The following is a 16,340-nucleotide window of genomic DNA, read 5'->3' on the forward strand; positions in this document are numbered from 1 at the left end:
CAATCTGACCTCCCCCCGCCGGCGCCCCGGACGCCATCTGCGCCTCGGGACTCGACGCCATCAGGTCTGCCTATTCTGCCACGCGAACCTTCGTTTTCTGATCCGAATGGTTCGCTTTTGGCGCTAGTGCTCAGCCGTCCGCCGCGGCAGAGTTGACTCCTACGGTTCAGGCGAGGAACGCCGTTCGCCGCCGAGAGATGGGCTTACAACTGATGGCCGACGCGTACACCTTCGAGTGCCACCCGCGCACTCCGGCCCCGATGACCCGTCTCGAACACGCGGCCGAATTCGCTCGGCTTGCCGAGCAACTGCATTCCGAGCCTCAAGAAGAGCGGACCCTCGGGCGCATCGTGTCCCTCGCCCTCCAGACGGTGGAATCGGCGGACAGTTGCAGTGTCACGGTCAGTCGGGGCAAGGGCAAGCTCACGGTTGCCGCCGCAACGGACGAGGTGGCGGGCAGGATTGCCGCGCTGCACCAGCAGGTCGGTGAGGGACCCTATCTCGACGTGTTCTCCACCTTCGGAATGGTCAGCGTTGACGATCTGACCCTCGACGCCAGGTGGCCGCTGCTGACCCGGGCCGCGGCCGACCTCGACGCGCGGAGCCTGTTGAGCATTCGGCTGGATCTCAGTGACCCGGCGCTCACCGCGTCGCTGAATCTGCTGGCGGATCTGCCGTACGCGTTCGACACCAACGATCTGGCGATCGCCGGAATCTTCGCCCGACATGCCGCCTCCGCGCTGGATGTTGCCCGCCAGGGGGACAGCTTGCGGGCGGCGGCCCGATCCCGGCAGATCATCGGCGTGGCCGAGGGCATGCTGATGCAGCGCTTCGGGCTGACCCTCGACCAGGCCTTCGAACTGCTGCGCCGCTATTCGCAGACGCACAACATCAAGCTCCGGGTGCTGGCCGAGCGACTCGTCGAATCGGGGCAGGTGCCCGCAGTCGGTGATGTCGCGGACAATCTGCAGCGGGCCTTCGGCCTGGAGAATCCGCCACCGGAATCCTGATTCCGGCGTGAGCTCGACGCCGCGAATCCCGGCGCAGTGTTGGCCGGGCAGCAGACGTCGCGTCAGCCGGCAGCGCGGGCCTTGCGACGCCGTGACAGCTCGTCGTCGGTCGCCTCGAGGATCGCCGCGGTCTCTGCGTCGTGCGCGTTCTCTTCGACCCGCTCCACCGGCAGGGTCGCCAGCGATCCCTCGATGTCCTTCCACACGCCGCCCAGGGCGATGCCGAAGACGCCCTGGCCGCCGCGGAGCAGGTCGATCACCTCGTCATCGGAGGTGCACTCGAAGACCGTGACGCCGTCGCTCATCAGGGTGACCTCGGACAGGTCGTTCACTCCGCGGGACCGCAGGTGATCGATCGCCGTGCGGATCTGCTGGAGCGAGATGCCGGCGTCGATGAGCCGCTTGATCACCTTGAGGATCAGGATGTCGCGGAAGCTGTAGAGCCGCTGGCTGCCCGAGCCGCTCGCCCCGCGGATCTCCGGGGTCACCAGGCCGGTGCGGGCCCAGTAGTCGAGCTGGCGATAGGTGATCCCGACGACCGTGCAGGCCACCGGGCCGCGGAAGCCGCGATCGCTGGGCAGCGGTGAGAAGTCTCCCTCGAAGAGCAGGTCCTGGGTCTCGCCCATCGGCAGAGCGGGCTGATCGGCCGCGTTGTCGGCCGTACGTCCCTTGCTTGTCACGGATGCCTCCCAGGAAGGACTCTCATCAAGGTAATTCCACACTGCGGATTACCTCTACGAACCTACGACCGTCGGTCTTCGGGGGGTCAACGACACGCCGCGATGGAACCGCATCTCCCGCCGTCTCTCAACCTCAACTTGAGGCTGGCCCACGGGGAGAGTGATGCCTGCCAGGGTCCTACGCCGCCCCGGATCCGGCCGCCCGACCTGCGTGGTCCACGGCACCGGCCCCCGAACGTCCCAGACGCAAACTCAACGTTTGAGCCAGCGGCTCCCAAACCACGATGATTCGAGCCGCACACTCAACGTTTGAGTTTGCGATCACCGCCCGACCGGGGACAGGCCACACCCAAACTCAACGTTTGAGCCAGCGGCTCCCACACCACGATGATTCGAGCCGCCCACTCAACGTTTGAGCTTGCGACCACCGCCCGACCCGGGAGAGGCCACACCCAAACTCAACGTTTGAGCCAGCGGCTGCCAAACCACGACGATTCGAGCCACACCCTCAACATTTGAGTTTGCGACCACCACGCCGCGCCCCGGAGAGGCACACCCAAACTCAACGTTTGAGGTAGCGGCTCCCACACCACGACGATTCGAGCCGCCCACCCAACGTTTGAGCTTGCGACTCGCCGGACTCACCGGGCAGTGACGGCGCCGACAACGAGGTGGGTCCGATCAGTGATCCGGGCCGCCGGTCACGAAGTCGTCCGGGTTGACCTGGTCGAGGAACTCACGGAACTTGGCGACCTCGGTGTCGGAGTCCAGGGACTCCTCACCCTCCTCGGGGGCATCCTCGTCCGGCATCAGTACGCCGGCCTCGTCGAGTACGTCTTCAGCACAGTAGATCTCACACCCGGCCCGCAGCGCGATCGCAATCGCATCCGAGGAGCGGGAACTGATCTCGACGCCGTCGATCACCAACACCGCGTAGAACGTCCCTCCGGACAACTCGGTGATGTGCACTTCCGACAGCGTGTGGCCCAGACCCGACAAGATGTCCACGATGAGATCGTGGGTCAGCGGGCGCGGCGGTACGACGCCCTCCTGGGCGTTGGCGATAGCCGAGGCCTCGCCGGCACCGATCCAGATCGGCAGGTAGCGGGCGCCACCCACCTCACGCAGCAGCACCATGGGCGAGTTCGATGGCATTTCCACTCGCACACCGACCACATCGAGTTCTCGCATACGACCACAGTACGTCGCACCGCAGGGGTTGGAACATGCGCCCGGCCGGATTGATCTTCACGTAACGAAGGTCGTTACGAACGCCATTGACCCGGCCCGACGGCCTGCCGCCGTCAGCGATCCATGCCGGTACGGATCAGGGCTGCGTGTACGCCGATGACCAGCTGGGTGACCTCGGCGGTGACGTCGCCGCGACCGTTCTTGCCGCGGGAACGGGCGTGCGGGGCAATCGCCTGTTCGACCAGACCGATCTCCCGGTCGGCGGCGAGTTTGAACGCCCGGAGATGACGGCTGTCGATCCCGTAGACGGCCAGCCGGCGGGCGGCGACGGCGATGGCCAACGCCTCGCGTCCGTAGTACTGGGTGCCACGCCGCGGCACGATCACCTGGATCGACTCCAGTTCGGCCAGCGCCGACTCGGTCAGCCCGCTGGCCTCGAGAAGGTCGGCCCGGGACAGCCGCAGCTGTTTCGGCGGCTGCCGGGACTGTCCGCCGGCCTGGGTTGGCTGGGCGTCCGGCGGCGCTGGACGCGGCGGCAACTCCTCGGACCGGGCCGCCTCCTGTCCTACGGGGTCGACGGCCGGCTCGGGACGGACGACTCCGTTGACCTTCGGCCGGTCCGACGGCCGGACATCGAGTCGGGGCCGCTCCAGACCGCGATCGAGCTGTTCCAGGTGCTCGCGGATCACCTTCAGCGGCAGGTACTGGGACTTCTGCACCCGCAGGATGTACCGCAGGCGTTCCACGTCGGCCGGGCGGTAGCGGCGGTATCCCGACGTGGGCGCACGTTCCGGCGCGAGCAACCCGACGCTCTCCAGGAATCGGATCTTGGAGATGGAGATGTCAGGAAACTCTGACTTCAACGAGGCGAGCACCTGACCGATGCTTCGCACCGTCGAGTTCGCTGCCATGCGTGTTCGGTGCCCCCTCGGGATCAATCGGCGGATCGGGCCCAGCCTAACTGGGGGTGCGCACCGGTCAACGAACCCACCCGCGCACGACACACCGCTAATATCCGGGAATTTGTGACCCCTCGCCGGTTGGGGGTGGCGGCCGGTGCGGGCTCAGGAGCGGGCGGCGTAGTAGACCAGGCGGAACTTGCCGATCTGCACCTCGTCTCCGGGCTGCAGCAGCTGCTCGTCGACCATCTGGCGGTTGACGTAGGTGCCGTTCAGGCTGCCGACGTCCTTGACCACCACACCGTCCTCGGTACGGGTGAAGACGGCATGCCGACGGGACACCGAGATGTCGTCCAGCAGGATGTCGGCATCCTGGCTGCGTCCGACCGTGCTGGCCTCGGTGTCCAGCAGGAACCGGCTGCCCGCCTCGGCGCCCCGGCGCACGATGAGCAGGGCCGAACCCTTCGGCAGGGCGTTGACCGCCGACTCGTCGTCCGGACTCAGCCCGTCGTGTTCCATCTCCGGAACAGCCGACATCGTCCGGGTGGTGTCCATCGATTCCGGTGCCGCCTTTTCGGCGCGCTCGGGCTTCTCCAGCGGGCTGCCGCACTGACTGCAGAAGTTGCTGCCGTCAGGATTGGCGTGGCCGCAATTGTTGCAATAGATCATTCGGTCGGACTCTCCCCACTTCAGCTGTCCACGTGTTCAGCGTAGGCGTCGGCGTCCAACAATTCGTCAAGATCGGTGCCGTCTGCCGTTTCCACCTCGAAGAGCCAGCCGTCTCCGTACGGTTCGGCGTTGACCAGCTCGGGCCGGTCCTCGAGGGCCTGGTTGATCGCGGTGACCGCGCCCGAGACCGGTGAGAACACGTCGGAGACCGACTTGGTCGACTCCAGCTCGCCGCAGGAATCTCCGGCCGTCACCTCGTCACCGACCGACGGCAGGGACACGAACACGATGTCGCCGAGCTGCTCGGCCGCGTACTCGGTGATGCCGATCCGGACGGTGGACTCGTTGCCCTCGCGCACCCACTCGTGTTCAGCGGTGTACTTCAGATCCTCTGGGTATTCGGGCACGAACCTGACTCCTTGAGGTTGTGGGGTCGATGGTGGGTCACCGCTTCGCCGTTGGCGACGATGCGGGGTGAGCGTACTGATTCTTCTTCTGGGTGTGCAAGGAGTCGATGATCACACTCGACTCGCGATCAATGCTGATTCGGCCCTGGGCGTTTCCGGTGACCTGATCGGCGAAGCCGCCGCGGAAGCTCGCCCCGGACGCCAGGCTGTCGCTGTCGCCGATCGCCTCGATGACGACCGGAGTGGTGACGGGTTGTCCGTCGACCGTCACGTTACCGGCACCGCCACCGAACCAGGTAGACGCCACCACTCGGTAATGATCATTGATCTCGATCGCCTCGGCCCCGGCATCACGCAGTTCCTCCACACCTTCCAGCATCAGCTCCGGGGTGAGCTTGCCGTTCGGATCCTTCACGGTGATGCGTACGCCCGGGCCTTGGGCCTTCTCGGTCCCGGCCAGGATGCCGAGATCACCGATCCGCTTGCGGGTCTCGCTGCGGGCGACCCGCTGCCGGTCGGCACCCGACCGCAGCGTCTCCCGGGTCTTCTGCAGGTCCTCGATCTCGGCCTCCAGCCTGCGGGACTCGCTGTTCAGACCGTCGAGGATCTGCACCAGGTCGTCCTGTCGGGCGTTCTGGTACGGGTTGTCGGCGTTGTTGGTTCGGATCTGCAACACGCCGCCGAAGGCGACCAGGAACAAGATCAGGGCGGCGATCAGCTGGCCGCGGCCCGGCCGGACGAACGCCTGTCGGGCGCGACGCCGTGGGCTCTCCCCGTCGTTGTCTCCTCGGGTTCGACGGCCTCCTCGGGCACGGTCTGCTGGGACTCCTTGTCCTCGGGCACCCTGTCGTCGGTCGGGTCGGAGTCTTCGTCAGGCATGGAAGAGCGCTCTGCGGATCGCGGCGGCGTTGGTGAAGATCCTGATCCCCAGGACGACGACAACACCGGTGGACAGCTGGGAACCGACGCCGATCTGATCGCCGACGTAGACGATGGCCGCGGCGATCAGCACGTTGGAGATGAAGGAGACCACGAACACCTTGTCGGTGAAGGTGCCTTCCAGATAGGCCCGGAACGCGCCGAACAGCGCATCCATCGCGGCGACGATGGCGATCGGCAGATACGGCTGGAGGAACTGCGGTACGCCCGGTTGAAGGATCAGGCCAAGAATGACGCCCGCAATCAGGCCGAGGATCGGGATCATCGCGTCCTTCCGGTCCGTACGGTCAATCCGGGAACACCGTTGAGTCGCAGCTGATCTGCCGGCGAGACGTCGTAGCGCATCCCCTGGTTCTCCTTCAGGGCATTCCACCACGGGCCGGCCGACGTCTCCAACAGTCTGGCCTGAAGGGTCTGCGGACTGCCGATGGCGTCCACCTCGTAGGGCGGGGTGAGCGAGCGGTAGTTGACGGTGATCGCCTGTCCTGCCTCCCGGATCGCAGTCAGCGCGGTGAGTCGTTGGCCGTTGATCTGGATCGCCTCGGCGCCTGCCGTCCAGAGTCCGTTGACCAGGACCTGAAGGTCGACATCGAGGACCTGGTTGCTGACCTGCGCGCCGCTCTGGCTCTGGCCGGTGCCGTCGTCGACGATGATCTTCAGACCGGGTCCGGTGACCGCCGCTGCCCCGGTCCTGGATTCCAGATCGGACAGGTGAGTACGCAACCGTTCGGCCTGGGCATCATTGCCCAGCCCGGTGCTGCGCAGCCGGGCGTTCTCGGCGGCCAGCTCATTCTCCTCGTCGCGCAGCCGGGCACGGTTGGCCTCGGCAGTCTTGATCCGGGCGACGAGTTGATCACGTTCCTTCGCGACCACCGGCCGGGACCGGGTGGTCTGCAGCGCCGCCACGGTGAACAGGGTTCCGACGATGACGGCGATCACCGCGAAGGCCACCCGGGAGCTGGTGCTGTGCCGCTTGCGCCGATCGGCCTCCCGCGCCGCCACGACGGCGTAGTCCGGATCGATCGGGTGCTCGGCGATCTGCTTGAGCAGATCCATGCTGGCGTCGAGGGCGCGCGGGGACCGCTGATCACGCGTTCTTGTCGCCTGTCCCACCGCTCCGACCCTAATGCGTCAGCTGCCCGAATCGGCAATGCGATCCGGCACGGACGGGGCCGCGGGGCCACGGAGGACGTCGGCGTAGAGGGTACGGATCTGTGGTCCGACGACCGACCAGTCGTAGCGGCGCACGGCCCGCCGCGCACGGGCGTTCAACAACGTGCGGTCCGTGTCCAGGGCACGGTCGACGGCCCGGGCCAGACCGGCCGGGTCGCCGGCCGGGAAGACGAAGCCGAGTGGGTCGCCGCCGGTACCGCCGAGCAGATCGGTGAAGGCCGGCAGGTCGGACGCGACCACCGTCGCACCGGCCGCGATCGCCTCGATCAGCACGATGCCGAAGCTCTCCCTGGCGATGTGCGGCGCAATGAACAGATCCGCGCTGCGCAGCAGCCTGGTCCGGGTGGCGTCGTCGATGCGACCGGCGAGCAGCCTGTCGACCGGCAGCCCGCGACGGCGGATGATCTTGGTCATTCGTGCCCGGTTGCCGCTGCCGGCGATCACCACCTCGAGATCGGGCCGGCGTCGCTTGATGATCGGCAGCGCATCGAGCAGCACCGGCAGACCCTTTCGGGGTTCCTCGAGACGGCCGAGGAAGACCAGCCGCGGATGATCACCGCCGCGCCACTGACCTTGGGCGACCGGATCATGATCGAGATCATGATCGAACTCGTCGGCCCGGAAGCCGTTCGGGATCACAGCCGGGTCGCGGGCGAGATGGCTGACGACGACACCGCGGGCCGGCTCGGAGACGGCAACCCCGGAGTTGATCTTGTCCACCACCGGGCCGAGGACCCGCCCGGCCAGTCGCATCAGCGCCGACCGGGGTGTCGCCGTGTGATAGGTCGCGACGACCGGCGTCCGACTTGCGATCAAGGAGGACAGCGAGGCGCCGGGGGCCAGCGGCTCGTGGATGTGCACCAGGTCCGGTCGTACCGTCGCGAGCCACCGCCGGACCCGGTGGTCGACGGCAGGCCCGAACCCGACCCGCGCGATCGATCCGTTGTACGGGACGGGAAGCGACCCGCCCGCCGAGGTCAGCTGGTCGGGAGCGACGCCGTACTGCCCGGCCCGCTCCGGATCAAGATCACCGGGAGCCAGGATCCGGACCCGATCACCGATGCTGGTCAGGTAACCGGCCAGCCCCAGGACATGGTTCTGTACGCCGCCGGGCACCGACAGTGAGTACGGGCAGACCAGCCCGACGGTCAGCCCCCGATCCTCCGACCAGTCGGGTCGCGGGGCCGCAGCCTGCAAGGATGTCGGCAGCACATCGGTCACGCCGCGCCCTCCGGGGTCTGTGATCGATCGACGAAGAACGGCTGCATCAGGTGCCAGTCCTGCGGATGCTCCGCGACACCGGCGGCGAAGAAGTCGGCCTCGTCCTGGACCATGGCGATCAGGCCGTCCCGGCCGGGACGATGCTCGATGCGCGGGCCGATGTCCAGTTGCAGACCCTCGGGAGTGAACCAGCTGACCATCGGGAAGAGCGCTGCCCCGGTGCGCCGGGCGACCACCGCCGGACCGGCAGGCATGGTGACCGGGTGGCCGTTCCAGGTCACCGGCACTCCGCTGCCGAGCAGATCGCGATCGGCCACCAGACACACCAGGCGACCGCCGCGGGCGGCGGTCATCAGCTCCGGCAACGCCGCCGGATCGCGGTGCCCGATCACCTGCATGCCGAGGCCCTCACGGAAGGCACGGAAGGCGGCGAACGCGGGGCCGTCGAGCTCCTCGACGACAGTGCTCACCGGCATCCCCGTGACGCAGGCCCAGGCTCCGGCCAGGTCCCAGTTGCCGCTGTGCGGCAGGGCGATCACCGCACCCTCACCTGCCATCGCCCGGCGCAGCTCACCCTCGCCGGTCGTCGTCACCCGGGAGATGATCTTGGAACGGCTCCAGCCCGGCAGGGCGAACACCTCGAGGAGATTCCTCAGGTAGGAAGCGATCCCAGCCCGGAGCAGGTCGCGGTCGGGCTCCCGGTCGGTGGCGTAGCGGAGGTTCTGGGCGTACTGCCGGATGTGCGGTCCGCTGCGGTCGACGGCGATCGCCGCTCCTGCGGAGCTGATCATCCGCTGCACCGAGGCCGGGATCCGCGGGCCGATGCGCCAGCCGACCTGGTAGAGCAGCCCGAGAGACCAGTCAGGCGCCGGCGCCATGGGCGTCCTGCTCGGCCGCCTGGCCGCGTACCTTCAGGATCCGTTGGAAGACGGTGAAGGTGCTCATCGCGGCAAGGGCGGTGACCGCAAGCTCCAACACATACGGGATGCCGAGGCCGCTGAGCCAGGCACCCATCAGGATGATCAGCAGCCGGTCGGCGCGGGCGGCGAGGCCGCCGCCGGCCTGGTAGCCGAGGCTCTCCGCCCTGGCCTTGACATAGGAGGTCAGCTGGCCCATCACCAGCGCCCACAGGGTGACTGCCGCCCAGATCGTGGTCCAGCCGAAGGCCGGTGTCCGGTCGGCGACGGTGTGGCCGTAGACGAAATACAGAGTGATGCCGGCGAAGACCGCGCCATCGCCCACCCGGTCGAGGCTGGAGTCGAGGAACGCGCCCCACTTGCTGCTGCGCCCGGTGGTGCGGGCCATCTGGCCGTCGACCATGTCGGCGAAGACGAACAGGAAGATGATCACCGTGCCCTGCCACAGCCAGCCCTGCGGATAGCAGATGACGGCACCGAAGACGACGCCGAGCGTGCCCACGATGGTGATCACGTCCGGTGAGACGTTGTGCCGGACGAAGAAGGCGGCGATCGGGGCAATCACCTTGGTCCAGGCGGTGCGGAATCGTTCCAGCATCGATTGGCTCACTCCCTACCAGGGTCTGGGCGGTCGGCGTCGTCCAGCCAGGCGTCGTGGACCAGCTTCCAGGTGTCACCCAGCAGTTGCGGGATCGCCTTGGTTCGGCCGATCACCGGCAGGAAGTTGGAGTCGCCTCCCCAGCGCGGCACAACATGCTGGTGCAGATGAGCGGCGATGCCGGCGCCGGCCACCGCTCCCTGGTTGAGGCCGAGATTGAAGCCGTGCGGGGCGCTGACCCGGCGGAGCACGCTCATCGCCCGGGAGGTCAGTTCGCCGACGGCGACCCGCTCCTGGGCCGTCAGGTCGGTGTAGTCGGCGACGTGACGATAGGGGCAGACCAGCAGGTGACCCGGTGAGTACGGGTAGAGGTTGAGAACCACGAAGCCGAGTTCGTCGCGATGGACGATCAGACCGGTCTCATCGTCCAGCGTCGGGATGCGGCAGAACGGACAGGTCTCCGGCGTGCCGTCCGGCGGCTTGTTCTCGCCCTCGATGTAGACCATCCGGTGCGGGGTCCACAATCGCTCGAACCCGTCGGGCTCGCCGGCGAAGTCGGCTGCGCTCTCGTCGTTCATGTCGGGTCCAAGCATGCCGGATCAGCTCCCCAGATTCCGCAACGCCCCGCGCAGCGTCGGCTCGGAGCCGTCCTGTGGGCGGCGGCCGGCCGACTCAGACCTGTTTCCGGTCGGCGATCGCCTGGGTGATTTCGGCGATCGCCTCATCCACCGGTACGCCGTTGCGCTGGCTGCCGTCGCGGAACCGGAACGACACCGCTCCCGCCTCGACGTCCTGGCCGCCGGCGATCAGCTGGTAGGGCACCTTCTGCTTGGTCCAGGTGCGGATCTTCTTCTGCATCCGGTCGTCGCTGGTGTCAACCTCAACTCGAACTCCAGACTTTCGGAGTTTCCCTGCGACGCCGAGCAGATACTCGTCGAACTCGGCCGCGACCGGGATGCCGACGACCTGAACCGGCGCCAGCCAGGGCGGGAACGCGCCGGCGTAGTGCTCGGTCAGCACACCGATGAAGCGTTCGATGGAGCCGAACTTGGCCGAGTGGATCATCACCGGCTGCTGCCGGGTGCCGTCGGCCGCCTGATACTCCAGCCCGAACCCGGCGGGCTGGTTGAAGTCGTACTGGATGGTTGACATCTGCCAGGTGCGGCCGATGGCGTCCCGGGTCTGCACGGAGATCTTCGGACCGTAGAAGGCGGCGCCGCCGGGATCGGGAACCAGCTCCAGGCCGGAGTCGACGCCGACCAGTTCCAGGATGCGGGTGGCGGTCTCCCACTGCTCCTCGGTGCCGATGAACTTGTCGGAGTTCGGGTCGCGGGTGGACAGCTCCAGGTAGTAGTCATCCAGGCCGAAGTCGCCGAGCAGGCCGAGGATGAAGTTCAGCAGGTGCTTGATCTCCCCCGGCGCCTGCTCGGGTGTGACGTAGGAGTGCGAGTCGTCCTGGGTCATGCCGCGGACCCGGGTCAGGCCGTGCACCACGCCCGACTTCTCGTAGCGGTAGACCGAGCCGAACTCGAAGAACCGCAGCGGCAGTTCGCGGTAGGAGCGGCCGCGGGACCGGAAGATCAGGTTGTGCATCGGGCAGTTCATCGGCTTGACCCGATACTCCGCACCCTCCAGTTCCATCGGCGGGAACATGGTGTCGGCGTAGTACGGCAGGTGGCCCGAGGTGTAGAAGAGGTTGTCCTTGGTGATGTGCGGGGTGCCGACGTAGGAGAAGCCCTCCTCGATGTGCCGGCGGCGGACGTAGTCCTCCATCTCCCGCTTCAGCACGCCGCCCTTGGGGTGGAAGACAGCCAGGCCGGAGCCGAGTTCGTCGGGGAAGCTGAACAGGTCGAGTTCGATGCCGAGCTTGCGGTGGTCACGCTTGGCCGCCTCGGCCATCCGGTGCTGATAGTCGGCCAACGCCTCCTTGCTGGGCCAGGCGGTGCCGTAGACGCGCTGCAGCTGCTGGTTGTTCTGGTCCCCCAGCCAGTACGCCGCCGAGCTGCGGGTGATCGCGTAGGCGGGGATGTAGCCGGTGTGCGGCACGTGCGGCCCGCGGCAGAGGTCCTTCCAGGCGACCGAGCCGTCGCGGCGGACGTTGTCGTAGATGGTCAGCTGGCCGGCGCCCACCTCGACGCTGGAGCCCGACTCATCATCCGCCGATCCCTTCTTGCCGATCAGCTCGATCTTGAACGGCTCGTTGGCGAGTTCCTCACGGCCCTCGTCGTCGCTGATCTCGCGACGGACGAACCGCTGCCGCTCCTTGATGATCCGGGTCATCTGCTTCTCGATGGCCTTCAGGTCGTCGGGGGTGAACGGCTCGGAGACCTGGAAGTCGTAGTAGAAGCCGTCGGTGATCGGCGGGCCGATGCCCAACTTGGCCTCGGCGTACAGATTCTGTACGGCCTGGGCGGTCACGTGGGCGGCCGAGTGGCGGATGATGTTCAGCCCGTCCTGGCTGCCGATGGTGACCGGTTCGACGCTGACCTCGTCTCCGCCGCCGTCCACCAGTGGTCGGGCGAGGTCGCGCAGCTCGCCGTTGACCCTGACCGCGACGACGCTGCGGTCCTCACCGTAGAGATCCAGACCCGTCGTCGTCTCGTCGACCACCTGTTCGGTTGCGTTGTTGTCGCGAACCACAGTGATCCTGGTTGACGCCACGGGTCCTCCTGCTCCTGGTGGTGGGTGTGCCGGGCTAGTCGCCCGAATCGCACCGGCAAGCCTAAACCCAGCGTCTGGGCCGGCCAGGCATGAGCCCCGGCCCACTCCGCGCATCCCGCAGACGCCGGGATGTCCGTCCGATCAGTTCGAGCCACAGCGCGTCGTGCAAAACAGACACGGGCAGCGTCGTGTAGGTGTCGCGGATGCGTAATTCTGTCGAAGAAGTCGGTTAGCTCTGCTCAACACGGGGTAAACGCCACAGCTAACATCGCCCCTGTACACAGCGACGCGTGGGCTTGTGTTCTTTTCGGGGCTACCCGCGGCCACATGCCGGGCTTCACTCAAGCCACTCTTCTCTGCTAGCTTCCCTTCTGTCCCAGAAATCATGGGACCGCAGCGTGGCACTCGAACAGCTGGGGGTCGGCGCCGGCACCGGAGAGGAGGCCCGGGCCAAAGTCAATCCGCGATAGATCGGCATGGAGAAAGGGTCAGTGTGGATCTGCAGACCTATTTGAGGATCCTTCGGAAGCACTGGCGAGTGATTCCTATTGTCAGTCTTGCGGTCCTGGCAGCGACTGCGGGCATCACCTATCTGATTCCCAAGACGTACGAGTCACAGCTGCAATTCTTCGTTTCGACGGTCGACACCAGCAACAACAGCCAGCTGGCACAGGGCAGCGACTTCCTGCAGCAGCGCGTGAAGTCCTATTCCCAGCTGCTCAAGGCACCGGTCGTGCTCCAACCTGTTGTCGAGAAGGTCGGGCTTACAACGTCGCCGAGTCGATTGGCAGAGCAGGTGACGACCACGATCCCGACGGATACCGTCCTGATAGACGTAACAGTTACCGAACGGTCACCGCAGACGGCGCAGAAGATTGCAGCGGCAATCGGAGACCAGTTTCCGAAGACAATCACGGAGCTTGAACGCGTGTCCTCCGACGGCCAAAGCCCCGTCAAGGTAACTGTCACTCAAGCACCCACGCTTGAGCTCATTCCGGTGAGTCCAAGACCAATCAGGAACTTCGCGTTAGGCCTTGTCCTCGGACTCATTATTGCCATTGCGACCGTCGTACTCAGGCACGTGCTGGACACGCGGATTCGCACAAAGGATGACGTTGAACGGCTAATCGATGACGTTGCTGTCATCGGCACGATTCCGTTCGATGCCGAGGCCACGACGGCGCCCCTTCTTGTGGAGACGGGCCCCCTGTCAACCCGGTCGGAATCATTCCGGACACTCCGAACGAACTTGTCTTTCGTCGGTACAGCGGAGCGCGCTCGAACGATCGTGATGACGTCTTCGCTACCTGGTGAAGGCAAAACGACCACTTCGGCGAACCTCGGCGTGGTCCTTGCCGAATCGGGTGCAAGCGTCTGCCTCGTCGAAGCTGATCTTCGTCGTCCTCGTCTGCTCGACTATTTCGGAATGGAAGGAGCCGTTGGGCTCACTGACCTTCTGATCGGCCGGGCGGACTTGGCTGACATTCTCCAGCCCTATGGGCGGCACCAACTCTCTCTGGTCGGAGCCGGCCAGATACCACCGAACCCCAGCGAGCTTCTCGGCTCCCCCGCTATGAGAGAAGCGCTCCAAGAGCTCTCGGAGAAGTTCGACTACGTGCTATTGGATGCTCCTCCAATGCTGCCGGTCACGGATGCAGCAGTGCTAGCGACCATCACCGATGGAGCCGTAATCGTCGTCGGAAGCGGATTGGTCACCCGAGATCAGCTGGCAACCGCGGTCGACGGATTGGACAAGGTAAATGCACGAGTCTTGGGAACGGTTCTGAATCGTATGCCAAGACCTATAAGAGGTCGATATTACGACTACAAGTACGAATATCACCCACGTCGGGAGAAGGCGACCTTTCCCGACGGCCCGATCGACTGGGGAAACGACACGATTGACGACAGAGTCAACCATCGCGCCGGTTCTGTGGTTGCTGAGGCCGACACGGCAGCTCGAGCTGCGCGTGCTCTCGAAGCCGCTGACCCGGCCTGATCCTGGAGCCCCGTATGGACACCCCCCACCCCATACTTCACGCCTCGAAAGCAACTTCATCTCGAGTTGTTGCCAATGCGGGCTGGCGCCGCAGAGAAACCCTGGTTCAGGCCGGGTGGGCGGCGGCGGATGCATTGGTCATGGTCGTTGCGTCATTCGTTGCGGCCTGGGTCCGATACGACCTCAGCATCGAGACCGTACTGCTCCGGCCGACCGCGGCGTTCGCAGTGTTGGCAGCCTTCTTGTTCCTGATCTTCGGGGTCCTGATCGGTCCTTACCGAATCGGACACCTGCGAGGCTCATTCGAGGAAACGGCAGATCTCGGCCGCGCCGTGGTCGCGACCGCCCTGCCTCTGATCGCTACCGTCCTGTTTACCGACTGGCTCCGTGGCGTACCGCGCAGCTTGGCCCTGCTTGCCCCAGCGCTGGCTCTCGGAGGAATGTTCACATTGCGATTCGTCGTCCGGTCCTATCGCTGGGGTCGCGGTACCGAAGGACCCGGCCTCCGCAAGGTGATCATCTTCGGTGCCGGTCTCTCCGGGCGGCAGCTCGTACGTGCCTTGCAGAACGACTCCCATACGTCGTACGCGCCGGTTGCCATTTTGGATGACGACCCGCACAAGCGACGCCTACGCATCGACGGCCTGCGAGTGCAAGGCGGACGTGAGGCCATCGCGCGGGTCGCCGAGCAGACGGATGCATCGGCGTTGGTGATTGCCATCCCGTCGGCGGAGCGGGAACTTCTCGCTGACCTGCGAGCGGCGGCTCGCGGCGCAGGACTGGATGTCCTCGTCCTCCCGCCAACCGACGCGCGCATAGGTCGCATCAACAGCGGAGATCTCCGCAATCTTGACCTGGAAGATCTACTCGGTCGCCGTCGTGTGCAACTGGACGAGGGTGCAATATCCGAGTCGATCAGGGGCAAGGTGGTCCTCGTCACGGGAGCCGGCGGATCGATCGGCTCCGAACTAGCGCGACAAATCGATCGCTTCGGCCCCCGGAAGTTGGTTCTGCTCGACCGCGATGAGTCGGCCCTCCACAAAGTGCAGATGAGTCTGACCGGCCGCGCGCTTCTGGATGACGGGACGCTCGCGCTGGTGAGTATCCGCGATCTCGACGGGCTGCGGGACATATTCGCTCGCGAGACGCCCCACTTGGTCTTCCATGCAGCAGCACTGAAGCATCTGACCCTGCTGGAGCAATTCCCGCTCGAAGCGTGGAAGACCAATGTCCTCGGCACCTTGAACGTGTTGCGCGCCGCCGAGGAGAGTGGCGTTGAGGTCTTCGTCAACATCTCGACGGACAAAGCTGCCAATCCGAGTTGCGTGCTCGGGTACAGCAAACGCGTCGCGGAGCGACTCACCGCCCACTACGCGACCAAGCAGAACATCGGCCGGTTTGTCAGCGTTCGGTTTGGCAATGTTTTGGGATCCCGTGGCTCGGTCATCGAGGCGTTCACCGCCCAGGTCCAACGTGGCGGACCGATCACCGTCACTGACCCCGAGGTCGAGCGTTACTTCATGTTGATCCCCGAGGCCAGCCAGCTGGTCCTCCAGGCCAGCGTGATCGGACGCGACGGGGAGGTCATGGTCTTGGACATGGGGTCACCCGTCAAGATCGTCGATGTCGCGAAGACGTTGATCGAGATGTCCGGTCGCTCAGACATCGAGATCGTCTACACCGGGCTGCGCCACGGCGAAAAGCTGTCCGAGGAGTTGTTCGCGCCCAACGAAGCGATCCGCAACTCGGGGCATCCCCTCGTCAACGCGGTCGGCGTACCACCGATCAATCCATGGGACGTGGTCAATGCCGACCCGACGAGCGGCGAAGAAGCGCTTAAGTGGATGCGTCACGCCGCCACTTACGACCTGCCGGCTCCGGATCCGAATGAAATGATCAACGGCGCGGGCACGCCTGTTGACGGTGACCTGGCGTTGACGGCTGCGGACCTGCGGCCGCATGTCCGTCGTTAAGGA

General features: G+C 65.9%; 17 protein-coding genes. 3 read left to right on the forward strand and 14 right to left on the reverse strand.

What is annotated here, in order from left to right; all coding sequences use genetic code 11:
- Positions 1-260 precede the first annotated feature (260 nt).
- Positions 261-1,010: a GAF and ANTAR domain-containing protein gene (locus tag GJV80_RS08105; protein ID WP_195909239.1), complete on the forward strand. Its 750-nt coding sequence runs from the start codon at positions 261-263 to the stop codon at positions 1,008-1,010.
- A 62-nt stretch (positions 1,011-1,072) separates the two neighbouring features.
- Here GJV80_RS08105 and GJV80_RS08110 read toward each other — a convergent pair whose 3' ends face one another.
- The 14 genes from GJV80_RS08110 to thrS all read right to left on the reverse strand — a co-directional run bounded on the left by GJV80_RS08110 (position 1,073) and on the right by thrS (position 12,365).
- The gene (locus GJV80_RS08110) at positions 1,073-1,636 is read right to left on the reverse strand and encodes a MerR family transcriptional regulator (protein ID WP_154690129.1); all 564 of its coding nucleotides are present in this window, start codon (positions 1,634-1,636) and stop codon (positions 1,073-1,075) included.
- Positions 1,637-2,371: 735 nt separating this feature from the next.
- A complete protein-coding gene (locus GJV80_RS08115) occupies positions 2,372-2,881 on the reverse strand; it encodes a bifunctional nuclease family protein (protein WP_154687460.1) in 510 nt (169 codons plus the stop codon).
- 113 nt (positions 2,882-2,994) lie between these two features.
- Positions 2,995-3,792, reverse strand: a complete 798-nt coding sequence (locus tag GJV80_RS08120; protein ID WP_154687461.1) for a MerR family transcriptional regulator — start codon at positions 3,790-3,792, stop codon at positions 2,995-2,997.
- Positions 3,793-3,945: 153 nt separating this feature from the next.
- Positions 3,946-4,449 carry an FHA domain-containing protein gene (locus GJV80_RS08125; RefSeq protein ID WP_154687462.1) on the reverse strand — a complete coding sequence of 168 codons (504 nt, stop codon included), beginning with the start codon at positions 4,447-4,449 and terminating at the stop codon, positions 3,946-3,948.
- 20 nt (positions 4,450-4,469) lie between these two features.
- Complete coding sequence (gene gcvH, locus GJV80_RS08130) at positions 4,470-4,856, reverse strand: glycine cleavage system protein GcvH (RefSeq protein WP_154687463.1); 387 nt, start codon at positions 4,854-4,856, stop codon at positions 4,470-4,472.
- Between the two features lie 37 nt (positions 4,857-4,893).
- The gene (locus GJV80_RS08135) at positions 4,894-5,532 is read right to left on the reverse strand and encodes a DUF881 domain-containing protein (RefSeq protein ID WP_195909240.1); all 639 of its coding nucleotides are present in this window, start codon (positions 5,530-5,532) and stop codon (positions 4,894-4,896) included.
- Between the two features lie 38 nt (positions 5,533-5,570).
- Complete coding sequence (locus GJV80_RS08140) at positions 5,571-5,735, reverse strand: hypothetical protein (protein WP_154687465.1); 165 nt, start codon at positions 5,733-5,735, stop codon at positions 5,571-5,573.
- Positions 5,728-6,060 (reverse strand): small basic family protein, encoded by a 333-nt coding sequence (locus GJV80_RS08145; protein ID WP_154687466.1) that lies wholly within the window; start codon positions 6,058-6,060, stop codon positions 5,728-5,730. Before GJV80_RS08145 ends, GJV80_RS08140 begins: the two co-directional genes overlap by 8 nt.
- Positions 6,057-6,908, reverse strand: a complete 852-nt coding sequence (locus GJV80_RS08150) for a DUF881 domain-containing protein (RefSeq protein ID WP_154687467.1) — start codon at positions 6,906-6,908, stop codon at positions 6,057-6,059. Before GJV80_RS08150 ends, GJV80_RS08145 begins: the two co-directional genes overlap by 4 nt.
- An 18-nt stretch (positions 6,909-6,926) precedes the next feature.
- The gene (locus GJV80_RS08155) at positions 6,927-8,189 is read right to left on the reverse strand and encodes a glycosyltransferase family 4 protein (RefSeq protein ID WP_195909241.1); all 1,263 of its coding nucleotides are present in this window, start codon (positions 8,187-8,189) and stop codon (positions 6,927-6,929) included.
- Positions 8,186-9,067 (reverse strand): phosphatidylinositol mannoside acyltransferase, encoded by an 882-nt coding sequence (locus GJV80_RS08160; protein WP_154687469.1) that lies wholly within the window; start codon positions 9,065-9,067, stop codon positions 8,186-8,188. The genes GJV80_RS08155 and GJV80_RS08160 overlap by 4 nt, the downstream gene beginning before the upstream one ends.
- Positions 9,051-9,716 carry a phosphatidylinositol phosphate synthase gene (pgsA, locus tag GJV80_RS08165; protein ID WP_230208257.1) on the reverse strand — a complete coding sequence of 222 codons (666 nt, stop codon included), beginning with the start codon at positions 9,714-9,716 and terminating at the stop codon, positions 9,051-9,053. Before pgsA ends, GJV80_RS08160 begins: the two co-directional genes overlap by 17 nt.
- The gene (locus GJV80_RS08170; protein ID WP_154687471.1) at positions 9,713-10,282 is read right to left on the reverse strand and encodes an HIT domain-containing protein; all 570 of its coding nucleotides are present in this window, start codon (positions 10,280-10,282) and stop codon (positions 9,713-9,715) included. Before GJV80_RS08170 ends, pgsA begins: the two co-directional genes overlap by 4 nt.
- A 94-nt stretch (positions 10,283-10,376) precedes the next feature.
- Entirely contained in the window at positions 10,377-12,365 is a 1,989-nt protein-coding gene (gene thrS, locus GJV80_RS08175; protein ID WP_370518826.1) for a threonine--tRNA ligase, read from the reverse strand.
- 493 nt (positions 12,366-12,858) lie between these two features.
- Between thrS and GJV80_RS08180 the strand changes: the two genes are divergently transcribed.
- Both GJV80_RS08180 and GJV80_RS08185 read left to right on the forward strand, forming a co-directional pair.
- Positions 12,859-14,364, forward strand: coding sequence for a polysaccharide biosynthesis tyrosine autokinase (locus GJV80_RS08180; protein WP_195909242.1), 1,506 nt, complete (start codon positions 12,859-12,861; stop codon positions 14,362-14,364).
- A 14-nt stretch (positions 14,365-14,378) separates the two neighbouring features.
- Positions 14,379-16,337: a nucleoside-diphosphate sugar epimerase/dehydratase gene (locus tag GJV80_RS08185; RefSeq protein WP_154687474.1), complete on the forward strand. Its 1,959-nt coding sequence runs from the start codon at positions 14,379-14,381 to the stop codon at positions 16,335-16,337.
- The last annotated feature ends 3 nt before the right edge of the window (positions 16,338-16,340 follow it).

The organism is Microlunatus sp. Gsoil 973 (assembly GCF_009707365.1).
Taxonomy (GTDB): Bacteria; Actinomycetota; Actinomycetes; order Propionibacteriales; family Propionibacteriaceae; genus Microlunatus.